The following is a 24,957-nucleotide window of genomic DNA, read 5'->3' on the forward strand; positions in this document are numbered from 1 at the left end:
CGCCTGTCTCATGATTATGATGCGCGGGAAAATTCCGGAGATCCTATGGAAAACAGATGCATTATTATTGGCGCTGGACATGCAGGTTCGCAGGCAGCAATCAGTCTGAGACAGGAAGGCTATTCGGGTGAGATCGTCCTTATCAATGATGAGCAGGATATTCCCTATCATAAGCCGCCGCTTTCCAAATCTTATCTGAAGGCACCCGAAGGTGGGATTCTTGTGCTGCGTCCGGAAAGCACCTATCGCGATAATAATATTGAGATGCTATTCGGGCACACAGTTGAGCATGTGTCTCTGACTGACAAGACAGTCACGCTTGATAATGGCGTGGTGCTAAACTGGTCGGAGCTGGTTTTTGCGACCGGTGCCCGCGCACGCATTCCTGACATGCGAGGTGTTGGTCTCGATGGCGTTTTCACGTTGCGCCGTTTGGGTGATGCGCGCCGCATTGCAGATATGATGCCACGCGTTGAAAACGTGGTGATAATCGGTGGCGGCTTTATAGGTCTTGAAATGGCGCATAGTGCAGTAGCACTTGGCAAAAAGACCGTTGTGATCGAAGCAGCTCCTCGCGTTCTGGGGCGTTCGGTTGCCACACTTATTTCGGCACATGTTGAAACACGCAGCCGGGCGTCGGATATTAGGCTTCTGACGGGCGTTGGCGTTGAGGCAATTGAAGGCGAAGGCGGCCGAGTGGCAGGTGTAAAAGCGGCCAATGGCACGTTTTTCCCAGCTGATATGGTGGTGCTGGGGACGGGCGCTGTCCCAAATGTCGAGCTAGCGATCGAAGCCGGACTTGTTGTCGATAATGGTATCGTGGTGAATGAGCATATGCGTGCGTCGAGTGAGCATGTTTATGCGATTGGCGACTGCGTGAGCTATGACCATTTCCATGCAGGTCGTCGCGTACGACTGGAATCGGTGCAGAATGCAACCGATCAGGCCAAGCATGTTGCGCGCTCGATTGTCGGGCGCGGTACTCCGTTTCGTGATGTGGCGTGGTTTTGGTCGGATCAGGGCGACATGAAGTTGCAGACCGCTGGGCTGTCGTTCGATGCCGACCGTCATATTCTGTCAGGCAACTTCGAAGATAATGCATTCTCCGTGTTTCATTTTGCGGGCGAAAAGTTGGTTGCGGTCGATTCCATCAACCGTCCGGCTGATCACATGATTGCCCGGCGGCTGCTTGCCGCAGGTATCCATCCCACCGAAGACGATGTTGCAGCGGGTGCTCCACGCCTCAAAGAATTGCTGGCATCTGCACCAAAAGCCTGAGGACATAAAATGACTGTTTTGAAACATTTGCTGCCAGCCAATATGGCTGCTCCCTTTGCCGCCTATAGTCATGGCGTGAAGGTGGGTGCGGGCGCCGAGTTGATATTCTGCTCCGGCCAGCTTGGCATTGCGCCAGATGGATCGGTGCCGGAAGAGGCAGGCGCGCAGGCGGAGCTTTGCTTTGAAAACATCGGTCGCATTCTGCGCGATGGCGGTATGGAACTTTCCGATGTTGTTCGTATCAACGCCTATGTGACGGATCGCGCTTATATGCGCCCCTATATGGATGTGCGCGATCGCCTGTTTCCGCTGCCTGCACCAGCTTCAACACTGATGATCGTCTCCGGCTTTACGCGGGAGGAATTCAAGGTCGAAATCGAGGTTGTGGCGGCTAAGTAGGCAGCGATTTCCCATCCGCTGATCAAGATAAAGCGTATCGCCTTTGCCGGAAAGGAGTGGTAGGGTTTTCCGATATCCTCCATTCCCTTCAGGCAAATTCATGTCAAATACTCAGACTTCGGCTTCGTTGCCGGAAACTTCGTCACGTTCGCCTGCGCGACTGGCGGAACTCGCACTCGCGATTGGCGGCTTCGGTATCGGAACAGGCGAATTTGCGATCATGGCACTTTTGCCGGATATCGCGCGCGATCTTCAGGTCGATATGCCCTCGGCGGGTCATCTGATTAGTTCTTATGCATTAGGCGTGTTGATCGGTGCGCCTGTGCTTGCCGTGATTGGTGCTAAGCTTGATCGCCGCAAATTGCTCTTTCTTTTCATTGGATTGTTCGCTTTCGGCAATCTGGCCAGTGCCTTCATGCAAGACTACACTGGTCTTTATATCATGCGTTTTGTTGCGGGCTTTCCGCATGGCGCTTACTTTGGTGTTGCTTCACTGGTGGCTGCTTCCATGGCGGCGCCCGGAAAGCGTGCGCAAGCCGTTGGCCGCGTGATGATGGGGCTGACCGTTGCAACATTGTGCGGAACGCCTTTGGCGACATGGCTCGGACAAGTGGCTGGTTGGCGTGCAATGTTTGCAGCTGTTGGCCTGATCGCTATCCTCACGATGGTATTGGTTATGATATATGTGCCCAAGCAGCCTGCAGACGAAGGTGCTTCTCCGCTGCGTGAGCTTGGTGCCTTCCGTCGCAAGCAGGTCTGGCTGACGCTAGGAATAGGCGCGATTGGCACCGGCGGACTGTTCTCCGTCTTCACCTATGTGGCTGCTACCGTGACTGAAGTTTCGCATGTTGACGTGAAATGGATGCCACTTGTCTTTGCCACATTCGGGCTTGGTATGGTGCTTGGCAACATCGTCGGTTCAAAGCTGACTGACCGCACTGTGATGGGCACTGTTGGAATGGTGCTGCTCTACGACATGGCCGTCATGCTGGCATTTCCATTTTTGATGCAGCATCCGGCCACAGCATTTTTAAACATATTGCTGGTTGGCGGTGGCTTTGCGCTCGTTCCGGCATTGCAGACACGCCTCATGGATGTTGCGGCGGATGCGCAGACATTGGCAGCAGCGCTTAATCATTCAGCACTCAATCTTGCCAATGCGATTGGCGCGTCGCTGGGTGGTTTGGCGGTTGCATGGGGATTTGGCTGGACTTCAACCGGAACGGTCGGTGCGCTTCTGGCAGTTGCCGGTCTTGTCGTGTTTGCAATCTCTATCGCACTGGATCGTATGGGTCGCGAAAAGTCGGCGCTTGCGATACAGGAGGCTGCATAAAGCATTTTCAGGAAAAGTGCGAAACGGTTTTGCATAGGGTAATGCGTAAAAACAAATACTTACAGCGGTTCCAACGATTTAGTCTTAACAGGAGCCGTTGTTAAAAAACAACACCCGCCGCGGGAGGAGCGGCGGGTGTCATTTAGGGTAAGACCGGCTTGGGAGGAGAAGTTCCGGTCTTGCGGTCACCGGGGGAATGGGAGGAAAACGCCCCGGAAAAAACCTTGGAAACTGTGAGGACCGCGCGGTTTAAAGGGTCGCGGTCCAGAAAAAGGCGGGTGCCTTTCGAGGCGCTATTAGCGAGCAGCTGCCTTGCGTGCAACGAACGGGATTTCCGAAGCAAGAATGCCAAGGTCGTTCAGTTCGCGTGGGCTCAGGCGGCTCAGTTCATTTACCGTGTTACGGTAGCGGCGCCAGTTGTTGTACGAGCGGATCAGGTTCATTTCTCTCACCTAGTAAAATCTTATCTCTCTGTGTTGCGAACAGCATATAGGCTCGATGATTTCGGAAGTGGAGAGACAGATTTGCATAGCTGCTGTGCAATTTAGCTTGTCGATTGCATGGCTTTTGCGCAGCTTGGTCATTTTATAATCACAATCATCATACCGACTGCCCAAATCACCAGTTTGAGCGCCTTTAATGGCCATAATCCTTAATGGATCGTAAACGTCCAGCGGTATTCACTAATGTAAGAGGCTTCCTTAGAGGGTTCTTTTGTGCTTGCGGGAAAGATCGATTTTTGTCGCAAAAACCACGGGAATTGTCGTCTCGTGACAATAATTATACATGACACCAGAAGCGGTTTAAGCTAAGTGACTTATGTCGTGTGATGGAGCGTTGCGTTTTACGAGAATGTTCTGTCACTGTTTGTCTGCGGGAGAGAGCTGACGCAAGTTAGCCACCGAAGGGGAAATCGCCCGAAATCTCTCAGGTACAAGGAACCGCAGACGGGTAAGGCAACTCTGGAAAGTCGGGGGAAACCCTGCGCCGAAGGTGTAAGTATAGCATTATAGCTATGCGAGTCTCTCAGGCTTGAGACAGAGGGGCACGAAGCAACCGCATTTCGCGGAGGCATACGTGCGACTCTGGAGTTGTTATGGGCGATACCGCACACTTGAATACCCTGCCTTTGCAGGATCTGCATGAGGAAGCTGGCGCACGCTTTGGCGGTTTTGCTGGCTGGAACATGCCGATTACCTATCCGCTTGGCGTTATGAAGGAACATCTGCACACGCGCGAGCATGTCGGCCTTTTCGATATTTCTCATATGAAGCTGATTGAAGTTTCGGGAGCGGATGCAATCGCACTTTTGAGCGAAACCTGTCCGCTTGATCCTTCAGTTCTGAAAACCGGCCAGTCGAAATATACTTTCTTTCTCAATGACCAAGGCGGCGTTCTTGATGATCTGATTGTCACGCGCCTTGGCGAAGACCGTTTCATGGTCGTTGCCAATGCGGGCAACGCCGATGCCGATATTGAGCACCTCAATGAAGCAGCATCTGGCAAGGATGCGTCGGTAAATCCACTGGACCGCGTTTTCTTGGCCATTCAGGGGCCGGAAGCTGAAAGCGTCATTACCGATGCGGGTCTTAAAGGTGCAGAGCTCGGCTTTATGAGCGGCTTTGAACCTAATCCCAACTGGTTTATGACCCGTTCGGGCTATACCGGCGAAGATGGTTTTGAAATTGGGTTGCCTGCCGATGAGGCGCGCATGCTTGCAATCAAGCTTCTGGCCGACGAACGCGTCGAATGGATCGGTCTTGCTGCCCGCGATAGCCTGCGCCTTGAAGCGGGTCTATGCCTGCACGGTCAGGATATTACGCCGGAAACCGATCCGGTCTCAGCCGGTCTCACATGGGCAATCACCAAGTCAGTGCGTGAAAAGGCTGCCTTCAATGGCGCCAAGGCCGTTCTGGATGCGATTGCCAAGGGTGCAACCGCCAAGCGCGTTGGCCTTAAGCCGGAAGGCCGGCAGCCAGTGCGTGGCGGCGCAGAACTTTTCGACGAATCCGGTTTTCAGATCGGCACCGTCACATCGGGCGGTTTTGGTCCGTCCGCAGGTTTCCCGGTTGCAATGGGTTATGTCGAGGCAAGCCTCGCAAGCCCAGGCACCCGCATTTTCGCAGAGGTCCGCGGCAACAAGGTTCCCGTTGATGTTCATGCACTTCCCTTCACACCGCATCGCTATCGCAAAGGATGATTTCCATGGCCAATATCCTGTTCACCGAAGATCATGAGTGGATCAGCGTCGAAGGTGGCGTTGCCACTGTCGGCATCACGATCCACGCACAGGAGCAGCTGGGCGACCTCGTATTCGTAGATCTGCCGGAAGTCGGTCGCACCGTTTCCAAGGGCGAAGGCATCGTCGTTGTTGAATCGGTCAAAGCCGCTTCCGACGTTTATGCTCCAGTCGATGGCGAAGTGGTTGAAGTTAACGACGCCGTTTCCAGCGATCCAGCTCTCATTAATCAGGCTGCAGAAGGCGAAGGCTGGCTGTTCAAGCTCAAGCTTTCCGATGAAAGCCAGCTTTCGGGACTTCTCGACAAGGCTGGTTACGACAAACTTGTAGGATAAAAAGATGACGCAACAGGTTCTCCCCTTTGTTGCCCGTCATATCGGGCCACGCGTAGAAGACGAGCGCGCAATGCTTGCAGCGCTCGGTCTTCCTTCCATGGAAACACTGATCACGCAGGCTGTTCCGGCATCCATCCGCTTGAACCGCGCGCTTGATCTGCCAGCGGCTTTGAGCGAACACGCAGCCCTTGCCGAGCTCAATGAAATCATGGGCCGCAATGTGGTGAAGAAGAGCTTCATCGGTGCGGGCTATCATGGTGTGCAGACGCCACCTGTCATTCAGCGCAACCTGTTTGAAAATCCGGCTTGGTACACCGCTTACACGCCTTACCAGTCGGAAATCAGCCAGGGCCGTCTGGAGCTTCTGTTCCATTTCCAGACGCTCGTTGCCGAGCTTTCCGGTCTGCCGGTTGCCTGCGCATCGCTGCTGGATGAAGCAACCGCTGTTGCTGAAGCTGTGGGCGTTGCTGTTCGTCATCACCGCGACAAGCGCTCGCGCATTCTGCTTGCAGGCGATCTGCATCCGCAGAGCGTGGATGTGATCAACACCCGCGCAGAGCCGCTTGGCTGGCAGGTTGAAGCCGGAAGTGCGGTTGACGACAACACAGCTGCCGTCATCGTTCCATGGCCGGATACACGCGGCGTTTATGGCGACTTCACCGCTGTCATCGCCAGTGCCAAGGCCAAGGGCGCTTTGGTTATCGCTGTTGCCGATCCGCTGGCGCTGACCATTCTGGAAGCGCCCGCCAAGTGGGGCGCTGACATGGCTGTCGGCTCTATGCAGCGCTATGGCGTTCCAATGGGCTTTGGTGGTCCACATGCTGCATATCTCGCAGTATCTGAGCCTCTGACGCGTATCATTCCGGGTCGTATCGTTGGTCAGTCGGTCGATGCGCATGGCCGTGCCGCTTATCGTCTAGCGCTTCAGACGCGTGAGCAGCATATCCGCCGCGACAAAGCGACTTCCAATATCTGTACCGCGCAGGCCTTGCTTGCCAATATGGCTGCATCTTTTGCCATCTGGCATGGTCCTGCTGGCCTTCAGGCCATTGCAACGCGCGTTGCCGGTCTTGCGTCTCGCTTCGCAACGGGCCTCAAGGCTGCTGGCGTCGAAATCGCGGGCGATAGCCTGTTCGATACCGTAAGCGTCAAGGTTTCCGGCAAGGCGCAGGCCATTGCTGACGAAGCTGACAAGGGCGGTCGTCTCATCCGCATCATTGATGCGGATACGGTTGGCGTCACCTTTGACGAGACCTCGAGCGAAGACGATCTTGCAGCACTCGCCGTTCTGTTTGGCGCAAAGCCAGTCGGTAACGACGATCTGCTGACGCCATCCAAAGGACGTGGTGAAGGCTTCCTGACACAGGATGTGTTCCACTCGCACCGTTCGGAAACCGAGATGATGCGCTTCCTGCGTCGTCTGGCGGACAAGGATCTGGCGCTTGATCGTGCGATGATCCCGCTTGGCTCGTGCACAATGAAGCTTAATGCGGCAGCAGAAATGATGCCGGTGAGCTGGAACACGGTTGCCAATCTGCATCCGTTCGCGCCTGCCGCACAGACAACCGGCTATGCCAAGATGACCTCGGACGTCGAAGCATGGCTTTGCGAAATCACCGGCTTTGCAGGCGTATCGCTGCAGCCAAATGCTGGTAGTCAGGGCGAATATGCGGGTCTTCTCGCAATCCGTCACTATCACCAGTCACGCGGCGAAGGTCATCGCAACATCTGCCTGATCCCATCGTCTGCACATGGCACCAATCCTGCCAGTGCGTCGATGGCTGGCATGAGCGTTGTCGTCGTCAATTGCCGTCCGGATGGCGATATCGACATTGATGATCTGAAAGCCAAAGCTGAGAAGCATCGCGACAATCTTGCGGCGTTCATGATTACCTATCCGTCGACCTATGGCGTGTTCGAAGAAGGCATCAAGGCTTTCTGCGAAATCGTCCATGATAATGGCGGTCAGGTCTATTTCGACGGCGCAAACCTCAATGCGCTCGTCGGCCTTGCTCGTCCTTGCGATATTGGCGCTGACGTTTGCCACATGAACCTGCACAAGACCTTCTGCATTCCGCATGGCGGCGGTGGTCCGGGTGTTGGTCCTATTGGTGTGGCCAAGCATCTGGTGCCTTACTTGCCAGGCCATGTTGATCTCGGTTCCAAGCATGCTGTTTCCGCAGCACCGTTTGGCAGTGCATCGATTCTGGTCATTACGTGGATGTATATCCGCATGATGGGCGGCGCGGGTCTCAAGAAGGCAACCGAGGCTGCAATCCTCAACGCCAACTACATCGCGCATCGCCTTAAGGACGCTTATCCGATCCTTTACACCGGCGCACATGATCGTGTGGCGCATGAGTGCATCGTGGATACGCGTGTTCTCAAGGATAGCGCTGGCATCACCGTGGAAGATGTGGCCAAGCGCCTCATCGACTATGGTTTCCATGCACCGACCATGTCATGGCCGGTTGCCGGAACGCTGATGATTGAGCCAACCGAGTCTGAGCCGAAGTCGGAAATCGATCGTCTTTGCGATGCAATGATTGCCATTGCAGGCGAAGCAAAGAAGGTTGCCGATGGTGTCTGGCCTGCGGATGACAATCCGCTTGCCAATGCACCGCACACGGCAGGCGATACGCTGGCAACGGAATGGACACATCCTTACACCCGTGAGGAAGCAGTGTTTCCGGGAAGCGCGTTGAGTGGTGATTTTGATACGACGGCGAAGTACTGGCCGCCTGTCAGCCGCATCGACAATGTGGGTGGCGACAGAAATCTCATCTGTTCTTGCCCGCCGGTTGCATCTTACGGCTGATACCGCTCATCGGTCGTGTTTTAACGCTTTGTAAAGCGACAGGTCGGAGCGGTACTCTATCGCTCCGACAGAAATAAAATTACCACGTTCGGACGGAGATTTTGTTTGTCGGCGAAAGAACTTGGAATGCGTTTTTACAGCCGGAAAGAGGATGAGAACCATGTTCTTTGACAGTCATTTCCGGCGAGAAAAAAGGCATTGTTTTTGGAAGCGCTGCGGTAACGCGGCGCTTTTTATTTTAGTTCTAACTTACTGAAATTTAGGCAAAAAAAGAGCCGGACTAAAAAGTCCGGCTAAGTTATGAAGGTGCCATAAAGGCAAACCTCCAGAGGGGAACACTTACCGCGCGCAATGGGAGGAGGCGCAAGCGGTAAGCACCTGTCATATGGACCGGTTGCAACCATTCTTCAACCCCTGAAACGCGAAATTTTTGACCATTTCGGAAAATTCTGAAACTTTTCGGAATTTTGACTGCTTCCGGAAGCTTATTGGTCAATATTTGTTTCCGTCCGAGTATTCAGAGTGCTCCAAATCGAAACAATCTCTTGTTGCAATGCCGGGTCAGGTGCGACTCGTAAATCGGTCCCCCAAAGTTTTGGGATGTATTCGCTCTGGCTGATGGCTAGGATGTTTGTGGGAACATACTGGCATCGCTGCGAACGGGAGAGTTCATGGATTTGCGGGTGCTTCTACTTATGGTTATCGCCGGGATAGGCTTCGGCGTATTGGCAATTCATTTTCTGGGTGGAGGTTTAAAGCGCAGCATTCTTGCGAGCGACGAAATCGTCAAAGCGCGCTTTCATATCGACTATCCGGAAATCCCAATCAGTGAGATCTGTTATACGGACGATCGTCGCACAGCGTTTTTCCCGCTGAGGGAGGTCGAAACGGGGATAGTTCACGGTGTTGGCGATCGGTTTCTTACGCGATGTGTGGCAGCATCAGATGTGCTTGCCCTTGAGGAGAAGGGTAGCGCCGAACTGATATTGCACATGAAGGATTTTACCTGGCCCAAGGCAAGGCTTCTTTTCAGCGATGCTGCAGATCGACAAAGAGTGATAGACTGGCTTTCAGGCTCAGATGGGGAGAGGGGCCGAAATGGGTAGTAATCCGGTATTCTTCGATGTGACGCGTGTTGCAATTCCGCTTTATGTGCTGGGAATTTTGATTGAACTGGTGGCAATCCGCTACTGGCAGCGCAAAGGCGAATTTGAAACGCGTGATGCTTTCACAAGTCTGCTGATGGGAGCAGGCAATGTCGCGGCGGGGCTGCTGCTCGGCTTCGTTTCAGTGACGGCGCTGCTTTGGATTTGGCAGTTCCGCTTTTTCGATCTGGGGCTGCATTGGTGGGTGTTTGTAATAGCCTTCATCTTCGATGATCTGCGCTATTATTGGTATCACCGGATTGCGCATCGCGTTCGCTGGGTTTGGGCGGAGCACGTCAACCATCATTCCAGCCAGCACTATAACCTCACAACCGCTTTGCGGCAGTCATGGACCGGCCAGATGACCGGGATGTTCGTGCTGCAGGTGCCGTTGGTTTTGCTCGGATTTCATCCGGCGGTGATTGCCTTCGTTTATGGCTTCAATCTGATTTATCAGTTCTGGATTCACACCGAAGCCATCGACAAACTGCCGAAGCCTATCGAGTTTATCTTCAATACGCCTTCGCATCACCGTGTCCATCACGCGACCAATCCGCGTTATCTCGATGCCAATTATGCAGGCACCCTGATTATCTGGGATCGCATGTTCGGCACTTTTGTTGAAGAATTGCCCGAAGATATGCCGCGATACGGCATTGTTAAGAATGTCGGCACATTCAATCCTGTGCGCGTGGCGTTCCATGAATGGGTTGGCATGTTCAAAGACGTGTTCTCATCCGGTCTCAGTCTTCGTCAGCGGCTGATGTATATGATTGCGCCGCCCGGCTGGAGCCACGATGGAAGCCGCAAAACCTCTGAAGATTTGAAGGCTGACTATGTGAGGCTAAACCCCTCGGAAGCAGGCAAAGCGGGATTGCCCGGAAACATTGAACGGTAATTCGATGGCATTTCGGACGGCAGCCGAGGCTTGATAGCCGCAATTCAATACGTGAAGAGGCTTCACTATGAAGCCTTTTCAAAGGCTTACTGCACCTCCATAAAACTTGCGACCTCATCAGGGATAGCCAATTTGCATCGTTGTAAGTTTCTGAAATAGTTAGAATAATTCTAAAACATTCCCATGGTGGTCAACTTCATTTGGCTTGCAGTGGTGTGCGCGTAGATATAGAAAGATGACCAATAGACGAAGGCTTGCGCCGGTTGTGAAGAGTGTCAATCAAGGGGCGGATTGATCACTCCGCCTTTTGGATGAAATCGAATGCTCGTACCATTTCTCATCATGTTCCGCGAAGGCGTGGAAGCTGCGCTAATCGTTGGCATTATCGCGAGCTATCTGCACCAGACCGGACGCAGCGCCTGGATGCCGGTTGTTTGGATCGGTGTTCTGCTGGCCTTGGCGATGTCGCTGGCAGTTGGCGCAATCCTTCAGATCGTAAGCGCAGAATTCCCGCAAAAGGCGCAGGAGCTTTTCGAGGCCATTATCGGGCTCATAGCCGTTTTCGTGCTGACGTCCATGGTTTTCTGGATGCGTAAGGCTGCCCGTTCCATCAAAGCGGAACTGCATCATTCCATCGATGCGGCATTTGAAACGCCCACGCATAAGGGCTTCGGCCTCATCTTGATGGTATTCTTTGCTGTGGCCCGTGAGGGGCTTGAGTCGGTCTTCTTCCTGCTCGCCGCATTCCAGCAGAGCGAGGGTGGCGCTGCACCGCTTGGTGCATTGCTGGGTGTTCTGCTTGCCGCTTTGGTTGGTTACGGCATCTATCGTGGTGGCCTGAAACTCAATCTGCGCCGCTTCTTCCGCTGGACGGGTGTTTTCATCCTAATTATCGCAGCGGGCATTCTCGCAAATTCGGTGATGGCGCTGCATGAGGCTGGCATCTGGAATCACTTCCAGACGGTCGTGTTCGACACAAGCGAAATCCTGCCGCTCGACAGCACGCTTGGCTCGGTTCTGGCTGGTATCTTCGGCTATATCGCGACGCCCACGATCAGTGAAGTAGTCGCCTATCTCGGCTTCCTCGTGCCTGCGCTCATTATTTTCCTGATGCCGTCTTCCGCACCTGCGCAGAGCGCAGCCGCGAAGCACACAGTTTAATCGAAGAGATTTTCCATGACTAAGCCGCAAAGCCCAAAACCTGTTGCACCATTCTCCCGCAATCTCGTGCGAGCGGTTCTGGTGCTGGCCATTCTGCTGGTGCTGGCGGCAGGCGCTGCTTTCTATTACGCCTCGCGCGTTTCAGATAAATCGCGCCATGCAGATGGTGATGGCAAAGTGCAGATTGTGGTCAACGCGAAAAGCTGCGATCCAAATGAACTGACTGTTCCGGCTGGGCGCACGGTTTTTGAAATCGTCAACAAGTCTGACCGCTCGGTTGAGTGGGAAATTCTCGACGGCGTGATGGTTCTCGAAGAGCGCGAGAATATCGCACCGGGCTTCAAGCAGATACTTTCCGCCAAGCTGTCGCCGGGCGAATACCAGATTACTTGCGGCCTTCTTTCCAACCCGCGCGGAAAGCTGATTGTGACGCCATCGGCAAGCAGTGAAGCCGAAAAGGGTAAGATGCCGCTGACCGCTTTCCTTGGCGCGTTGGCTGAATATCAGATTTATCTCGCGACCGAAGTCGCTGAGTTCCAGAAGGCTGTTGCAACACTTTCGGATGCCGTTTCAAGCGGCAATATCGCAGCTGCACAGGCTGCTTATGCACCGGCGCGCGAAGCTTATGCGCGTATTGCCCCCGTTTCAGAAGCTTTCTCTGATCTTGATACAGCGATCAACGCACGCGCCGATTTCTTTGAAAAGCGTGAGCAGGACCCTGCCTTCGGTGGTCTGCATCGCATTGAGTATGGGCTGTTTGAACAAAAGTCGCTGGATGGCTTGCAGCCGGTCGCCACAAAGCTTGTTCTAGACGCGGCTGGTCTGAAAGATCGTATCCGCGCGTTGCGTATTTCGCCTGACCGGATGCTGGCAGGTACATCGTCAGCGCTCAATCGCTTTGCGTCTACCGCCGCTGATGTGGGCGACGATCGTTACGCACACACAGATTTGCAGGTATTTGCAGGCCTTGTTGAAGGCTCCGCAAAGACGGCGGACGTATTGCGTCCGATCGTTGTTAAAGTCGATCCCGATGCATTTGAAGGGATTGATGCTCAGGTGTCTGTCGTAAAGGCGCTGCTAAATGCTCAGAATGGCAAGGCATATGATACGCTTTCTGCTGACGAGAAGGCGAAGATCAAGGACGGCGCCACTGCTCTCGCCGAACAGTATTCAAAACTCCGCGATCAACTTGGAGTGGATTAGTGACCAAGAAATTTTTCAAAGACGATAGTTCTGTGACGGGCAACCCAACGCCAACGCGACGCGCCCTATTGCTCGGTGCTGGTGCGACAGGCGTCGCGAGCGTGCTTGTATCGCAGGCGGCCAACGCGCGCGCGTCTAACAACGCGCTCTCGTCGGAAAGCGTGACCAATGCACCTGAAAGCGACAAGCTGCAGGAGAGTCAGCCATTTTATGGCGTGCATCAGCCCGGCATTGTGACGCCGCGCCCTGCCACTGGTCTCGTGGCCTCTTTCGATGTTCTGGCGCGGGATCGCGCGGGTCTCGAACGCATGTTCAGAATTCTAACAGAGCGCGCAGCCTTTCTAATGAAGGGTGGCGAGCCGCCAGCCCTTGATCCCAAGTTTCCGCCATCCGATTCCGGCATTCTTGGGCCGACTGTAACGCCTGACAACCTGACGATCACCGTGGGTCTGGGTAGCTCGCTCTTTGATGATCGTTTTGGGCTCAAGCCGTTCAAGCCAAAGCAATTGCAGCGCATGACGGGCTTTCCCAATGATGCATTGCAAAAAGATCTCTGCCATGGCGATCTGGTAATCCAGATCTGCTCGAATACCGCAGACACGAATATTCATGCACTGCGCGATATCATGAAGAACATGCCTGATCTTCTGATGGTCCGCTGGAAGCAGGAAGGTTCTGTGCCGGTGCAGCCGCCGCATTCGCCGAAAGCCAAAGAAAGCGCACGTAACTTCCTCGGTTTCCGCGATGGCTCTGCCAATCCTGATGCCGCTGATAAAGCCTTGATGGATCGCATCGTCTGGATCCAGCCCGGCAAGGACGAGCCGGAATGGGCTTCTCAAGGCAATTATATGGCCGTGCGTATCATCCGAAATTTTGTTGAGCGATGGGATCGCACGCCGCTGCAGGAACAGCAGACAATTTTCGGCCGTCACAAGGATAGCGGTGCGCCATTCGATGGCAAAACCGAAGCTGATGTACCTGACTATTCAAAAGATCCGGAAGGCAAGGTTACGCCAATGGATTCTCATATTCGGCTGGCCAATCCGCGCGATGCCAATGCCGAACAACATCTGATTTTGCGCCGTCCGTTCAACTATTCCAATGGGGTCACGAAGTCCGGCCAGCTCGACATGGGGTTGCTGTTCATCGCTTATCAGGCCGATCTGGAAAAGGGCTTTATCACTGTTCAGAAGCGCCTCGATGGCGAGCCTCTGGAAGAGTATATCAAGCCAATCGGCGGCGGTTATTTCTTCACGCTACCCGGCGTGAAAGATCAGGATGACTTTTACGCAAGCGCTCTTTTGCAGGCGAGTGGGCCGCAGAATGCGCGTGGGTGAAGGTCTTATCACCACGGAGAGGTAAACATGAAATATCGTCTGCCATTGCTCGCGTCGGCTTGTGTCGTCGCACTGTCTCTAAGCTTCGGTGCCGCAAAAGCCGAAGTGTCCCCACTCGATCTCGTTCAGCCAATTGCTGATTACAAGATTTACGTGCAGGAAAATCTCGATACGCTCGTGAAAGACACCAAGGCGTTCACCGATGCGATCAAGGCTGGCGAACTGGATAAGGCGAAAGAGCTTTATCCGTCTTCACGGGTTTCCTATGAGAAGATTGAGCCAATCGCAGAGCTTTTTACGGACCTCGATGCGTCGATCGATAGCCGCGCTGACGATCACGAGGATGCCGAAAAGTCCGAAGATTTTACCGGCTTCCATCGCCTCGAATACGGCTTGTTCGCCCAGAATTCGACCGAAGGACTCGATAAATATGCTGACAAGCTCTACGCAGATGTTGTCGAGCTACAAAAGCGCATCAAGGACATGACGTTCCCACCTGAAAAGGTTGTTGGCGGCGCAGCAGCACTTATGGAAGAAGTTGCAGCAACCAAGATTTCTGGCGAAGAAGATCGCTACAGCCACACAGATATCTGGGACTTCCAGGCTAATGTTGATGGCTCGCAGAAGATCGTCGAACTCTTCCGTCCGCTGATCGAAAAGGAAAATCCTGAGCTTCTGAAGAAGTCGGATGCCAATTTCAAAACCGTCAACGACATTCTTGTGAAATACAAGAAGGGCGATGGTTATGAATTATACGACAAGCTGACTGAGGAAGATCGCAAGGTTATGGCTGGCGCGATTACCACGCTGGCCGAAGATCTTTCGACACTACGTGGTACGTTGGGCCTGAATTAAGGCTTTTAGACTGCATGAAAAATGGTGGGCTTTGCCCACCATTTTTTTGAACTGAATCTGGCTTTAGCAGCGACAAAGCATGAACTCATCTCTCCATGATTGCTTCTGAATTCGGACCTTTCAGATGAGCGTAAGTCAGAACAACCTGTAAGATGGAGAACCTGAAGATTTAATGGCATGCCCATTGGAATGTAGTTGCAGATTACGTTGTCTTCGTGAGTGCAGGCATTACAGTGAGCCAATTCCTGCCTTACCACGCTGCTGGTGCGGCCTTTGGCAAGGCAATGAATTCGACTTATTTTAATGTTTTGATTTTGAAGATTTTCATGTGCAGACACAAGGAAGCTAACGAGGTCGACCATCGGTGCTGACCTGGATTTCGTAGCAACGAATGATCTTATCGCTCCGCTTGAGTATCGTTAAAGTGAAGGTGTTCTTTTCAACCGAACTTTCTACATTTGCCGAAGAAAACAAGTTCAAGATAGAGGAAGTTCGGTTAGTCGCATACAAGTAATGATTGGATAAGAGCACTATACGAGTTGAGCCGTGGCTCGAGCATTTGACCTCACGCTCCAATTTGGAATTAAATCAGACGTTTAGGCCGACAAACGTAGCTTGATTTCAGCATTGAGCAGAATGTGATTTTCTTTCGGCAGGCTATGTCCACTTTCCGTTGTTTCTCCGAGCGTACGGAACAACAGCTCTATCGCCAGACGCCCGATTTCATTGTAATCCTGCGCGACGGTGGTGAGGGGCGGACAGGTGTACTCAGAGAGCGGATTGTTGTCATGACCGGCAACTCGAATATCGCAGTCATTCAGTCGGCCGACCTTAAGGCCGGCTTGCCAAAGAGCGGATGTCACTCCAAACGCAATGCGGTCATTCGAGCATAGGATTGTGCTCGTTGGAAAACGACCCTTTTCGCGCAAAATACGCGCAGCCTGTTGAAAGGCATATTGCTCGAAATCCCAGCTACAGCTTTGTTCAAGCTCTACAATACGAGGATCGTAGCCGAGTGTTTCCATAGCTGTGCAATAAGCCTTCTGCCGCTTGATCGCATTGTTGTTGACGTCTGGCATGGAGAAGTAACAAGGCTCGCTTCCTGAGCGACAGAGATAGTCGACAATCAGATGAAACGATTTGGAATTGTCAGTGCCGACGAAAGGAGAGGTGCTGTCGAGCGGAGAGTCGACGTAAACAATCGGCACATCTTCCGCTAGGCGTGTAAGTGCGGAATGCTGCGATTTTTCGCCGAGAGGTGCGATGATGGCTCCAGCGACATTGAGGGAGCGCAATGTCTCAATTGCTGCTTTTTCAAGCTCCGGGTTGCCATCGGACGATAGTACAATTGCAAAATAGCCATGGCGTTCCGCAAGCGTCTGCAGACGCTTTGTCATGGCCATGTAGAAGTGATCAAGCTGGTTAGGAATGATAACTCCCAGAATTGTCGTGCGTCGCCTATTTAAGTTGATCGCGAAAAGATTTGGCTTGAAACCAGACTTCTCAATCGCCGCCTCAATAAGTGTGCGGGACTTCGGGCGAACGGAGCCTGGGTCATTGAAATACTTGGAAACCGTCGGGCGGGACAGCCCTACGAACTCAGAGAAATCCTCCATTGTGCGAATATTTTTGCGCACGTCTTTTGTCCTGTCTATCATTCCCGGTCCTGCGCTCATTCAGCTTTTACATGCCAAACTGGACTGCATTTTGCCAAATGAAGCGTTATCAAGTGCATCCACCTACGCATGATACCGCCGGATATGATGCATAAAGATAAGAAAAATCAAGAATTTAGTTTAAGGCATCTTGCATTGGTCCTCCTGCCTGCAAGATAGGCTCAAAGTGTCAAACGTGGACGGAAAGGTCAAGCAAACAAATGATTTAACACTGTGAGATGCAGTGAATTTATAGATGTGCTAGAATTTATGTGGGAGGAATTTGGCGGCGGGGGTCGTCAAAAAATCTGCAGCAAGATTATTCAAAAAGAGGAAAATTTGCACTTCAAATCACAATTCCAAAACCGTGCTTGACAAGCCACGGATCCCCGCGCGATAAATTTTACACATGTAAGAATTTTGCTATGCATTCGTAAAGGAGGAGACGAGATGCGAAACAAATCTTATATAGCCGGGCTTATTGCATCGGTTGCAGGTGGCGTCATCATTGCAGGCAGTGCATCGGCCGAAGAATTGACCATCGCAACGGTCAACAATGCCGACATGATCATAATGCAGAAGCTTTCGTCGGAATGGGAAAAGGAAACCGGCAACAAGCTAAACTGGGTGGTTCTGGAAGAAAACGTTCTTCGCCAACGCGTCACAACTGACATTGCTACAAAGAGCGGGCAATTCGACATCATGACCATCGGTGGCTATGAAGCACCGATCTGGGGCAAGGCCGGATGGCTGCTTGAAGTCGGCGATCTGGGCGACGATTACGACTACGACGATCTGATCAAGCCTGTCCGCGCCGGCCTAACAGTCGAAGACAAGCTCTACGCTGTGCCTTTCTACGCAGAAAGCTCGTTTACCCTTTATCGCAAAGATTTGTTTGAGGCCGCTGGGCTTACCATGCCGGACGAGCCGACCTATGCACAGATCAAGGAATTTGCGACTAAGCTGACTGACAAGTCGAAAGAACAGTACGGTCTGTGCCTGCGCGGCAAGCCGGGCTGGGGCGAGAACATGGCCTATCTCGGTACGCTTGTGAACACCTCTGGTGGTCGCTGGTTCGATGAGCAGTGGAAACCGCAGATCAATTCGGACGAGTGGAAGAAGGCAATCAACTTCTACGTCGATCTGATGAAGGAAGCAGGCCCTCCCGGAATTACCTCGAACGGCTTCAACGAAAATCAGGCATTGTTCTCTACCGGCCATTGCGCAATGTGGATTGATGCAACGTCTGCGGCTGGACGGATCTATGATAAGACGCAGAGCCAGGTTGCGGATAAGGTCGCCTTCACCAAGGCACCAATTGACGTAACGCCGAACGGTTCTGCCTGGGCATGGTCCTGGAACCTTGCAATCCCTGCATCGACTAGTAAAGCGGAAGCCGCAAAGTCGTTCCTCAAGTGGGCCACTTCAAAGAAGTATGTTGAGTTGGTTGGCGAGAAGGAAGGCTGGGTTGCTGTTCCTCCGGGCACACGTCAGTCGACCTATTCCAACGAGAACTACAAAAAGGCAGCGCCTTTTGCTGAAACAGTTCTCAAGGCAATCGAGTCTGCTGATCCGACAAAGCCGACCAAGGACCCGGTTCCCTACACTGGTATCCAGTTTGTAGCGATCCCTGAATTCCAGGCAATCGGCACAATTGTCGGTCAGGCTGTTTCCTCGGCGGTTGCTGGCCAGCAAAGTGTTGATGCAGCTCTTGATGGCGCTCAGCGTCAAGCAGAGCAGATCATGACACAGGCCGGTTACATCAAGTAACCCGATACCAGACCAAAGGGCCTGCTGCTTGGCTTCAAAACATTCAGCAGGTCTAATCTTCGCAGGCTCACGAGCATTTGGAGCAGGATTGTGAAGCGCTTCTGCGTCCTAAAATTCTCAAGAGGGAAGAACAAAAGCGGCCTGACGATGCCGCTTCAACCGTAACCGCTCTTGGTGGAGTGAGAGCATGAGCGGGAAGGGAGGAGCATTCTATGCCATCTAACAATGCCGCCGTAGTCGGCATCAAATCTCGTTTTGCATCCAGATCGCGTCGCAGTATTCGTACCGGCCCTCTGCTTGCGCCAGCTGTTATCGTGCTGCTTTTATGGATGATTGTTCCACTGGCAATGACGCTGTGGTTCTCGTTCCAATATTACAATCTCATCAATCCGTTCGTGACCGGCTTTGCAGGTGTATCGAATTACTCGTTTCTTCTTTCCGATCCCGGCCTATGGTCTGCCATTGCCAACACATTGATCCTCCTTGGGTCTGTTTTGGCTATATCCATTATATTCGGTGTCCTATTTGCAGTTGTTTTTGATCAGGATTTTCTCGGCAAGAACATTGCGCGCCTTCTTGTCATCGCGCCGTTCTTTGTTATGCCGACCGTATCGGCTTTGATCTGGAAAAACCTTCTGATGCATCCGGTGAATGGCTTCTTCGCCTTCATCTCGCGCAGCTTTGGCCTGCCGGTTGTCGATTGGTTTTCGCAGTTCCCGATGGCCTCAATAATCATGATCGTGTCCTGGCAGTGGGTGCCTTTTGCGACGTTAATTCTGATGACTGCGATGCAGTCTCTTGATCGCGAGCAAATGGAAGCAGCCCGTCTTGACGGCGCGAAAGGCCCAGCGATGTTCTATTACATCATCCTGCCGCATCTTTTGCGTCCGATCTCCGTTGTCATCATGATCGAGACGATTTTCCTCCTATCGATTTTCGCCGAAATTCTCGTCACAACCTCTGGCGGTCCGGGCACTGCCACCACGACGCTCACCTACTTCATCTATCTTAAAGCGCTTCTGCAATGGGACATCGGCGGAGCATCGGCGGCTGGCGTTATCGCCATTGTCCTTGCTAATATAGTTGCCTTTTTCCTCATTCGCACCGTTGCGCGTAATCTGGATAACTAAGAGGCTGGCATGGCTAGAAAACGTAAATTCAACAAAGCCACAGTCTCCGCCGGCATAATTGGCTGGATTGTTGCGCTCCTGATGTTTTTTCCGATCCTTTGGATGCTCTTGGCCGCATTCAAAACCGAGATCGATGCAGTGGCTCCACCTAAACTGTTCTTTTCGCCAACACTTGAGAACTTTGTGGCAGTCAATCAGCGCGCCGATTACTTCCGCTACGCAATGAACAGCGTAATTGAAAGCCTCGGTGCGACCATTCTTTCGCTGATCATCGCCGTGCCAGCGGCTTATGCGGCGGCGTTTTTTCCGGGAAAGCGAACCAAGGATCTGCTGCTCTGGATGCTTTCAACCAAGATGCTTCCGGCTGTCGGTGTGCTTGTGCCAATTTATCTTCTCGCGCGCGATAGCGGAATGCTTGACACCCGCACCGGGCTAATCATCATCTTCACGCTTTCCAATCTGCCGATTGTTGTCTGGATGCTTTATTCCTTCTTCAAGGAAGTTCCGCATGAAATTCTTGAGGCAAGCCGTATGGATGGTGCGAAGGTGGGACAGCAGATCCGTTATCTGCTGCTGCCTCTCAGCCTGCCCGGGATTGCGTCAACGGCACTGCTTTCAATTATTCTGTGCTGGAATGAAGCCTTCTGGAGTCTCAATCTAACCGCTTCTCAGGCGGGGCCTTTGACGGCTTTCATTGCGTCGTTCTCATCGCCTGAAGGTCTTTTCTGGGCAAAACTCTCGGCGGCTTCCACGCTCGCCATCGCGCCAATTCTTGTCTTTGGTTGGATTACGCAGCGCCAATTGGTGCGCGGTCTTACCTTCGGCGCCGTGAAGTAAAGGGAACCCCATGGCTACGCTTTCTTTTCATAACGCAACCAAGTCTTACGGCAATGTCGATGTAATTCAGGGCGTTGATCTGAATATCAAAGACCGTGAGTTTGTTGTTTTTGTCGGCCCGTCCGGCTCAGGAAAATCAACACTTCTGCGAATGATTGCAGGATTGGAAGAAATCACTGGTGGTGATCTGACCATTGACGGGCAACAGTGCAACGATGTGCCACCCGACGAACGCGGTCTGGCGATGGTTTTCCAGACCTACGCTCTCTATCCGCATATGAATGTGCGGGACAATATGGGTTTCGCACTCAAGCTCGCAGGGGTGTCCAAAACGGAACGCGACCGTAAGGTTGAGGAGATAGCCAAGACGCTCCAGCTTGATAAGCTACTTGACCGCAAGCCGCGCCAGCTTTCTGGTGGTCAACGCCAGCGCGTCGCAATCGGCCGCGCCATGGTTCGCGAACCGAAAATCTTTCTCTTTGACGAGCCTTTGTCAAACCTGGATGCAGCATTGCGTGTGCAGATGCGTATCGAGCTTGCGCGCTTGCATGATCGTTTGAACGCAACCATGATCTATGTGACGCATGATCAGGTTGAAGCGATGACACTTGCTGATAAGATCGTCGTGCTTCGGGACGGCCGGGTTGAGCAAGTTGGCTCCCCACTTGAACTCTACCATCATCCGAACAATCGTTTTGTGGCCGGGTTTATTGGCTCTCCGACGATGAATTTCATCGACGTGAAGGTTAAGTCCGCAGGTAGCGATGGTGTGACGGTCGAACTCAGCAATGGTAAAAGCATAATTGTTCCGGTGAAGTCAGAAGGCGTCGATACCGGTGGCTCGTTGGTTCTTGGTGTTCGTCCTGAACATCTTCATCCGGCGATTGATGGTATTTTGGACGGAGAAATCATGGTAGTCGAGCGCCTCGGCGGTGAGACCTATCTTTATGTGCAGAACTCTGCGGCCAAGGATCTGATTGTTGCTGAGGCCGGTGGTAGCAGCACGGCGCGCACGCATGAGACTGCCAATCTGGGCTTTAACCCCGCAGACGCACATCTCTTTAAATCGGATGGTCTGGCGCTGGAGCGTCGCGAGCGGCATCCGCTTTTGTTGTCTGAAAAGAAAACGCATCGTTAGAGCGCCTGATGAGCTGATTTTCATAACGCGCATCGTGTCCGAGGGCCTATTGGAATTTTCGGGATGCGCTTCCACTGCACTGATGAAGAACTCTCCCGGAGAATTCCTATGAGACTGAAAGATAAAGTTGCCCTCATCACTGGAGCTGCACGCGGTATTGGCCTTGGCTTCGCAGAAGCCTATGCGCGTGAGGGTGCCAAGGTCATCATCGCAGACATTAACATCGAACGTGCAACGAAAGCGGCGCGCGGTCTCGGCGGTGCGGTGACAGCGGTGAAGCTGGATGTGACCGACCTCGCAGATATCGAAGCAGTCGTGGCCGAGATCGACAAGGAACATGACGGCATCGATATTCTGGTCAATAATGCCGCAATCTTCGACATGGCGCCTATCAACGCCATCACCGAAGACAGTTATGAACGTGTTCTGGGGATCAACCTCAAAGGTCCGCTTTTCATGATGAAAGCTGTATCGAATGTCATGATCGAGCGTGGTCGTGGTGGCAAAATTATCAATATGGCAAGCCAGGCAGGTCGCCGCGGTGAAGGACTTGTTACTCTTTATTGTCTGTCAAAAGCAGCAATAATCTCGGCCACACAGTCTGCCGCACTTGCACTCGTCAAACACAATATTCAGGTCAACGCCATTGCTCCAGGCGTTGTTGACGGCGAGCATTGGGACGTGGTCGATGCGAATTTTGCTAAGTGGGAAGGCCTGAAACCGGGGGAAAAGAAAGCCTCCGTTGCGAAATCAGTCCCGATTGGCCGCTTTGCAAACCCGCAAGATATTACAGGCATGGCGATTTTCTTGGCTTCGTCCGAAAGTGATTATATCCTCGCCCAGACATTTGGTGTTGATGGTGGAAACTGGATGGCTTGAGCCATTTTTGGGTGAAGAGATGAAGGCCATTTACTTTACAGAGCGTGGCGTAGCGGCGCTTGCCGAACTCCCCGACCCTGAGCTCCAACCCGGACACGCCTTGATTGAAGTCAAGGCTTCAGGGCTATGTCACACGGATATTGACGTGCTGCATGGCCGTTACGGCACAAGTTCATTTCCACTTGTGCCGGGGCATGAATATTCGGGTGTCGTGATTGCAGTCGCGGACGACGTGACGAACGTGAAGACTGGCGATCGGGTGGCCGTCGACCCCAATATTGCCTGCGGCCACTGTCGTGCCTGCAGGAAGGGACTGACCAATCTGTGTGCTGATCTTAAAGCCTATGGTGTTACGCACAATGGGGGCTTTGCCGATAGAAGCGTTGTGAATGCGCAGCATCTTCACGGGATTGGCACCTTGCCTTTCCATGTGGCGGCGCTTGCAGAGCCCCTGGCGTGCGTCCTCAATGGACTTGGTGCAGCTGAGCTGAAGGCAGGCCCGCAAGGGTCTGAAACGGCTCTGGTGTTCGGGGCTGGACCGATCGGCCTTTTGCTTGCGCTGTCGCTCAAAGCGCAAGGCGTTGAAAAAGTCGCGGTTGCAGACATCAACGAACATCGTCTGGCTTTTACCGAAAGTCTCGGACTGGAGCCTGTTGTCTCGGGTTCAGCAGAGCTTGATGCGCGCAAGAAGAGTTTTGATTTCGTGGCTGACGCTACCGGCATTGCGAAAGTCGCAGAAGGAATGGTCGGCTTTACTGCTGATGGTGGTACGGCGTTGGTGTTCGGTGTTTGCGCACCCGATGCACGCATGTCGGTGGCGCCATTTGAAATCTTCCGCCGCCAGATCCGCATCGCTGGTTCACATTCACTCAATCTCAATATTCCGCAAGCGCTCGAAATTCTTCATAACGATAATGGCGAAATGGCTCGTCTTGTTTCGCATCGCCTACCGATTGAAGAAATGCTGCCTTACTTTTTAAAGCAGGGGGGGGATCCTGCTACGATGAAAGTTCAATTCATTCCGGCTTGATTTCAGGAGGAAGTTTTCATGACCAAACTGACGCGCGCCACTTTGCCTGGCTTCACCAAGGTTCAAAAACCGGGCTACGATCTTGCGGTATTAAAGCCCGGGATCGTGCATTTCGGCGTTGGTAATTTCCATCGAGCACATCAGGCCGTTTATCTCGATGACTTGTTTGGTCTGGGGCTTGATCACGACTGGGCTTTGGTTGGTGCGGGCGTTCGTGCGAGCGATGGTGTCATGTGTGACACGCTGAAAGCGCAGGACTGGCTTACCACGGTTGTCGAGCAGGAAGCCGATAATTCCAGCGCACGCATTACAGCATCGATGATTGATTACGTAACCATATCCACGGATGAGGGCCGGAAAGCCCTAATGGCCTACCTGACTTCTCCGGATATCCGCATCGTTTCGATGACGATCACCGAAGGTGGCTACTACATCGATCCAGCAAGCCAGCATTTTGATCCGGCGCATCCAGATATTGTCTATGACAGCGTTCATACCAATAAGCCGAATACGATCTTCGGCCTCATTGTGCAGGCGCTTAAACTGCGCAAAGATGCTGAAGTTGAGCCGTTTACCGTCATGTCCTGCGATAATATTCCCGGCAATGGCCACGTTACCGAAGATGCTGTCGTAGGTGTTGCCAAGCTCAGCGATCCGGAATTTGCCGATTGGATCGCCGCTAATGTGGCCTTTCCGAATTCAATGGTCGACCGTATTACGCCTGCAACCGGTTCACGCGAACGCGATATTGCCCTGAAAGGTTTTGAAGTAGAAGATGGCTGGCCGGTGTTTTGCGAAGGTTTCAAGCAGTGGGTGATTGAGGACAAGTTCCCCACTGGGCGTCCACGGTTGCATAAAGTCGGTGTGATCTTCTCCGATCAAGTCGACGCTTATGAGCTGATGAAAATCCGTATCCTCAATGGCGGACATGCGGCGATTGCTTATCCGGGTGGGCTTCTCGATATCCATTTCGTGCATGAAGCAATGGAAAATCCGATCATCCGGCAGTATCTGGAAAAACTCACCAAGGAAGAAATCATTCCCGAAGTGCCTCCAGTTCCAAATACGGTTCTTGAAGACTACCGCCTGCTTATCGACAAGCGTTTTGCCAATCCAAAGATCGGCGACACAATCCGCCGTTTGTGTCTTGACGGTTCCAACCGTCAGCCGAAATTTATTCTGCCTACAGTTTCAGATCGCCTGGCCAAAGGCCATTCGGTCACGGGCCTTGCACTGGTATCCGCTCTTTGGTGCCGCTACTGCTATGGAACGACGGACAGCGGTACGGTGATCGAACCCAATGATCCGTCATGGGATCGTCTGGTGAAGCAGGCGGTGCTTGCCAAGGACGAACCGGCGCGCTGGCTCGAAATGCCCGACATTTTCGGCGCATTAGCCACCAATCCTGCCTATATCGATGCCTTCTCGGCGGCGCTCAAGCGTATCTGGCAGGATGGTACAGCCAAAACGCTCGAACGTTATCTGGCAGATCAGCCTCTATAAAATCTATCCCGAAA

At 52.8% G+C, this 24,957-nt stretch carries 21 protein-coding genes and 1 riboswitch; of the genes, 19 read left to right on the forward strand and 2 right to left on the reverse strand.

The window, feature by feature from the left end:
• The first annotated feature begins 45 nt into the window (after positions 1–45).
• From QSJ70_RS04495 to QSJ70_RS04505, 3 genes are all read left to right on the forward strand, one after another.
• Positions 46–1,278 (forward strand): NAD(P)/FAD-dependent oxidoreductase, encoded by a 1,233-nt coding sequence (locus QSJ70_RS04495; protein WP_215779038.1) that lies wholly within the window; start codon positions 46–48, stop codon positions 1,276–1,278.
• A 9-nt stretch (positions 1,279–1,287) separates the two neighbouring features.
• Positions 1,288–1,677, forward strand: coding sequence for a RidA family protein (locus tag QSJ70_RS04500; RefSeq protein WP_215776841.1), 390 nt, complete (start codon positions 1,288–1,290; stop codon positions 1,675–1,677).
• Between the two features lie 100 nt (positions 1,678–1,777).
• Complete coding sequence (locus QSJ70_RS04505; protein WP_285534979.1) at positions 1,778–3,010, forward strand: MFS transporter; 1,233 nt, start codon at positions 1,778–1,780, stop codon at positions 3,008–3,010.
• A 296-nt stretch (positions 3,011–3,306) separates the two neighbouring features.
• On the opposite strand, the gene QSJ70_RS04510 is transcribed toward QSJ70_RS04505, so the two are convergent.
• The gene (locus QSJ70_RS04510) at positions 3,307–3,453 is read right to left on the reverse strand and encodes a DUF1127 domain-containing protein (protein ID WP_007879540.1); all 147 of its coding nucleotides are present in this window, start codon (positions 3,451–3,453) and stop codon (positions 3,307–3,309) included.
• Between the two features lie 421 nt (positions 3,454–3,874).
• Positions 3,875–3,964: riboswitch (glycine riboswitch) on the forward strand.
• Positions 3,965–4,106: 142 nt separating this feature from the next.
• On the opposite strand from QSJ70_RS04510, the gene gcvT reads away from it, so the two are divergent.
• The 9 genes from gcvT (at position 4,107) to efeO (QSJ70_RS04555) (ending at position 15,001) form a co-directional block, all read left to right on the forward strand.
• Positions 4,107–5,210 carry a glycine cleavage system aminomethyltransferase GcvT gene (gene gcvT / locus QSJ70_RS04515; RefSeq protein WP_215776838.1) on the forward strand — a complete coding sequence of 368 codons (1,104 nt, stop codon included), beginning with the start codon at positions 4,107–4,109 and terminating at the stop codon, positions 5,208–5,210.
• Between the two features lie 5 nt (positions 5,211–5,215).
• The gene (gene gcvH / locus QSJ70_RS04520) at positions 5,216–5,584 is read left to right on the forward strand and encodes a glycine cleavage system protein GcvH (RefSeq protein WP_215776836.1); all 369 of its coding nucleotides are present in this window, start codon (positions 5,216–5,218) and stop codon (positions 5,582–5,584) included.
• A gap of 4 nt (positions 5,585–5,588) precedes the next feature.
• Positions 5,589–8,402 (forward strand): aminomethyl-transferring glycine dehydrogenase, encoded by a 2,814-nt coding sequence (gcvP, locus tag QSJ70_RS04525; RefSeq protein WP_215776835.1) that lies wholly within the window; start codon positions 5,589–5,591, stop codon positions 8,400–8,402.
• A 671-nt stretch (positions 8,403–9,073) separates the two neighbouring features.
• The gene (locus tag QSJ70_RS04530) at positions 9,074–9,508 is read left to right on the forward strand and encodes a hypothetical protein (protein WP_285534981.1); all 435 of its coding nucleotides are present in this window, start codon (positions 9,074–9,076) and stop codon (positions 9,506–9,508) included.
• On the forward strand, positions 9,501–10,445 hold the full coding sequence (locus QSJ70_RS04535; RefSeq protein ID WP_285534982.1) for a sterol desaturase family protein: 945 nt from the start codon (positions 9,501–9,503) through the stop codon (positions 10,443–10,445). The genes QSJ70_RS04530 and QSJ70_RS04535 overlap by 8 nt, the downstream gene beginning before the upstream one ends.
• Positions 10,446–10,766: 321 nt before the next feature.
• Positions 10,767–11,606 carry an iron uptake transporter permease EfeU gene (gene efeU, locus QSJ70_RS04540; protein WP_285534983.1) on the forward strand — a complete coding sequence of 280 codons (840 nt, stop codon included), beginning with the start codon at positions 10,767–10,769 and terminating at the stop codon, positions 11,604–11,606.
• A 15-nt stretch (positions 11,607–11,621) separates the two neighbouring features.
• Positions 11,622–12,809, forward strand: a complete 1,188-nt coding sequence (efeO, locus tag QSJ70_RS04545) for an iron uptake system protein EfeO (protein WP_285534984.1) — start codon at positions 11,622–11,624, stop codon at positions 12,807–12,809.
• A complete protein-coding gene (gene efeB / locus QSJ70_RS04550; protein ID WP_215776825.1) occupies positions 12,809–14,146 on the forward strand; it encodes an iron uptake transporter deferrochelatase/peroxidase subunit in 1,338 nt (445 codons plus the stop codon). The genes efeO (QSJ70_RS04545) and efeB overlap by 1 nt, the downstream gene beginning before the upstream one ends.
• A 27-nt stretch (positions 14,147–14,173) precedes the next feature.
• Positions 14,174–15,001 carry an iron uptake system protein EfeO gene (efeO, locus tag QSJ70_RS04555; protein WP_285534985.1) on the forward strand — a complete coding sequence of 276 codons (828 nt, stop codon included), beginning with the start codon at positions 14,174–14,176 and terminating at the stop codon, positions 14,999–15,001.
• Between the two features lie 596 nt (positions 15,002–15,597).
• On the opposite strand, the gene QSJ70_RS04560 is transcribed toward efeO (QSJ70_RS04555), so the two are convergent.
• A complete protein-coding gene (locus tag QSJ70_RS04560) occupies positions 15,598–16,617 on the reverse strand; it encodes a LacI family DNA-binding transcriptional regulator (RefSeq protein WP_215779036.1) in 1,020 nt (339 codons plus the stop codon).
• Positions 16,618–17,106: 489 nt separating this feature from the next.
• Between QSJ70_RS04560 and QSJ70_RS04565 the strand changes: the two genes are divergently transcribed.
• From QSJ70_RS04565 to QSJ70_RS04595, 7 genes are all read left to right on the forward strand, one after another.
• Entirely contained in the window at positions 17,107–18,426 is a 1,320-nt protein-coding gene (locus QSJ70_RS04565; protein WP_215776824.1) for an ABC transporter substrate-binding protein, read from the forward strand.
• 212 nt (positions 18,427–18,638) lie between these two features.
• Positions 18,639–19,556, forward strand: coding sequence for a carbohydrate ABC transporter permease (locus QSJ70_RS04570; RefSeq protein WP_285534986.1), 918 nt, complete (start codon positions 18,639–18,641; stop codon positions 19,554–19,556).
• A gap of 9 nt (positions 19,557–19,565) precedes the next feature.
• The gene (locus QSJ70_RS04575) at positions 19,566–20,393 is read left to right on the forward strand and encodes a carbohydrate ABC transporter permease (protein WP_215776821.1); all 828 of its coding nucleotides are present in this window, start codon (positions 19,566–19,568) and stop codon (positions 20,391–20,393) included.
• Between the two features lie 10 nt (positions 20,394–20,403).
• Positions 20,404–21,531, forward strand: a complete 1,128-nt coding sequence (locus QSJ70_RS04580; RefSeq protein ID WP_215776819.1) for an ABC transporter ATP-binding protein — start codon at positions 20,404–20,406, stop codon at positions 21,529–21,531.
• A 108-nt stretch (positions 21,532–21,639) separates the two neighbouring features.
• Positions 21,640–22,410 (forward strand): L-iditol 2-dehydrogenase, encoded by a 771-nt coding sequence (locus QSJ70_RS04585; protein ID WP_285534987.1) that lies wholly within the window; start codon positions 21,640–21,642, stop codon positions 22,408–22,410.
• Positions 22,411–22,429: 19 nt separating this feature from the next.
• Positions 22,430–23,440 carry a zinc-dependent alcohol dehydrogenase family protein gene (locus QSJ70_RS04590; protein ID WP_285534988.1) on the forward strand — a complete coding sequence of 337 codons (1,011 nt, stop codon included), beginning with the start codon at positions 22,430–22,432 and terminating at the stop codon, positions 23,438–23,440.
• An 18-nt stretch (positions 23,441–23,458) separates the two neighbouring features.
• Entirely contained in the window at positions 23,459–24,943 is a 1,485-nt protein-coding gene (locus QSJ70_RS04595; RefSeq protein ID WP_285534989.1) for a mannitol dehydrogenase family protein, read from the forward strand.
• The last annotated feature ends 14 nt before the right edge of the window (positions 24,944–24,957 follow it).

This window comes from Brucella sp. NBRC 12950 (genome assembly GCF_030268145.1).
Taxonomy (GTDB): Bacteria; Pseudomonadota; Alphaproteobacteria; order Rhizobiales; family Rhizobiaceae; genus Brucella.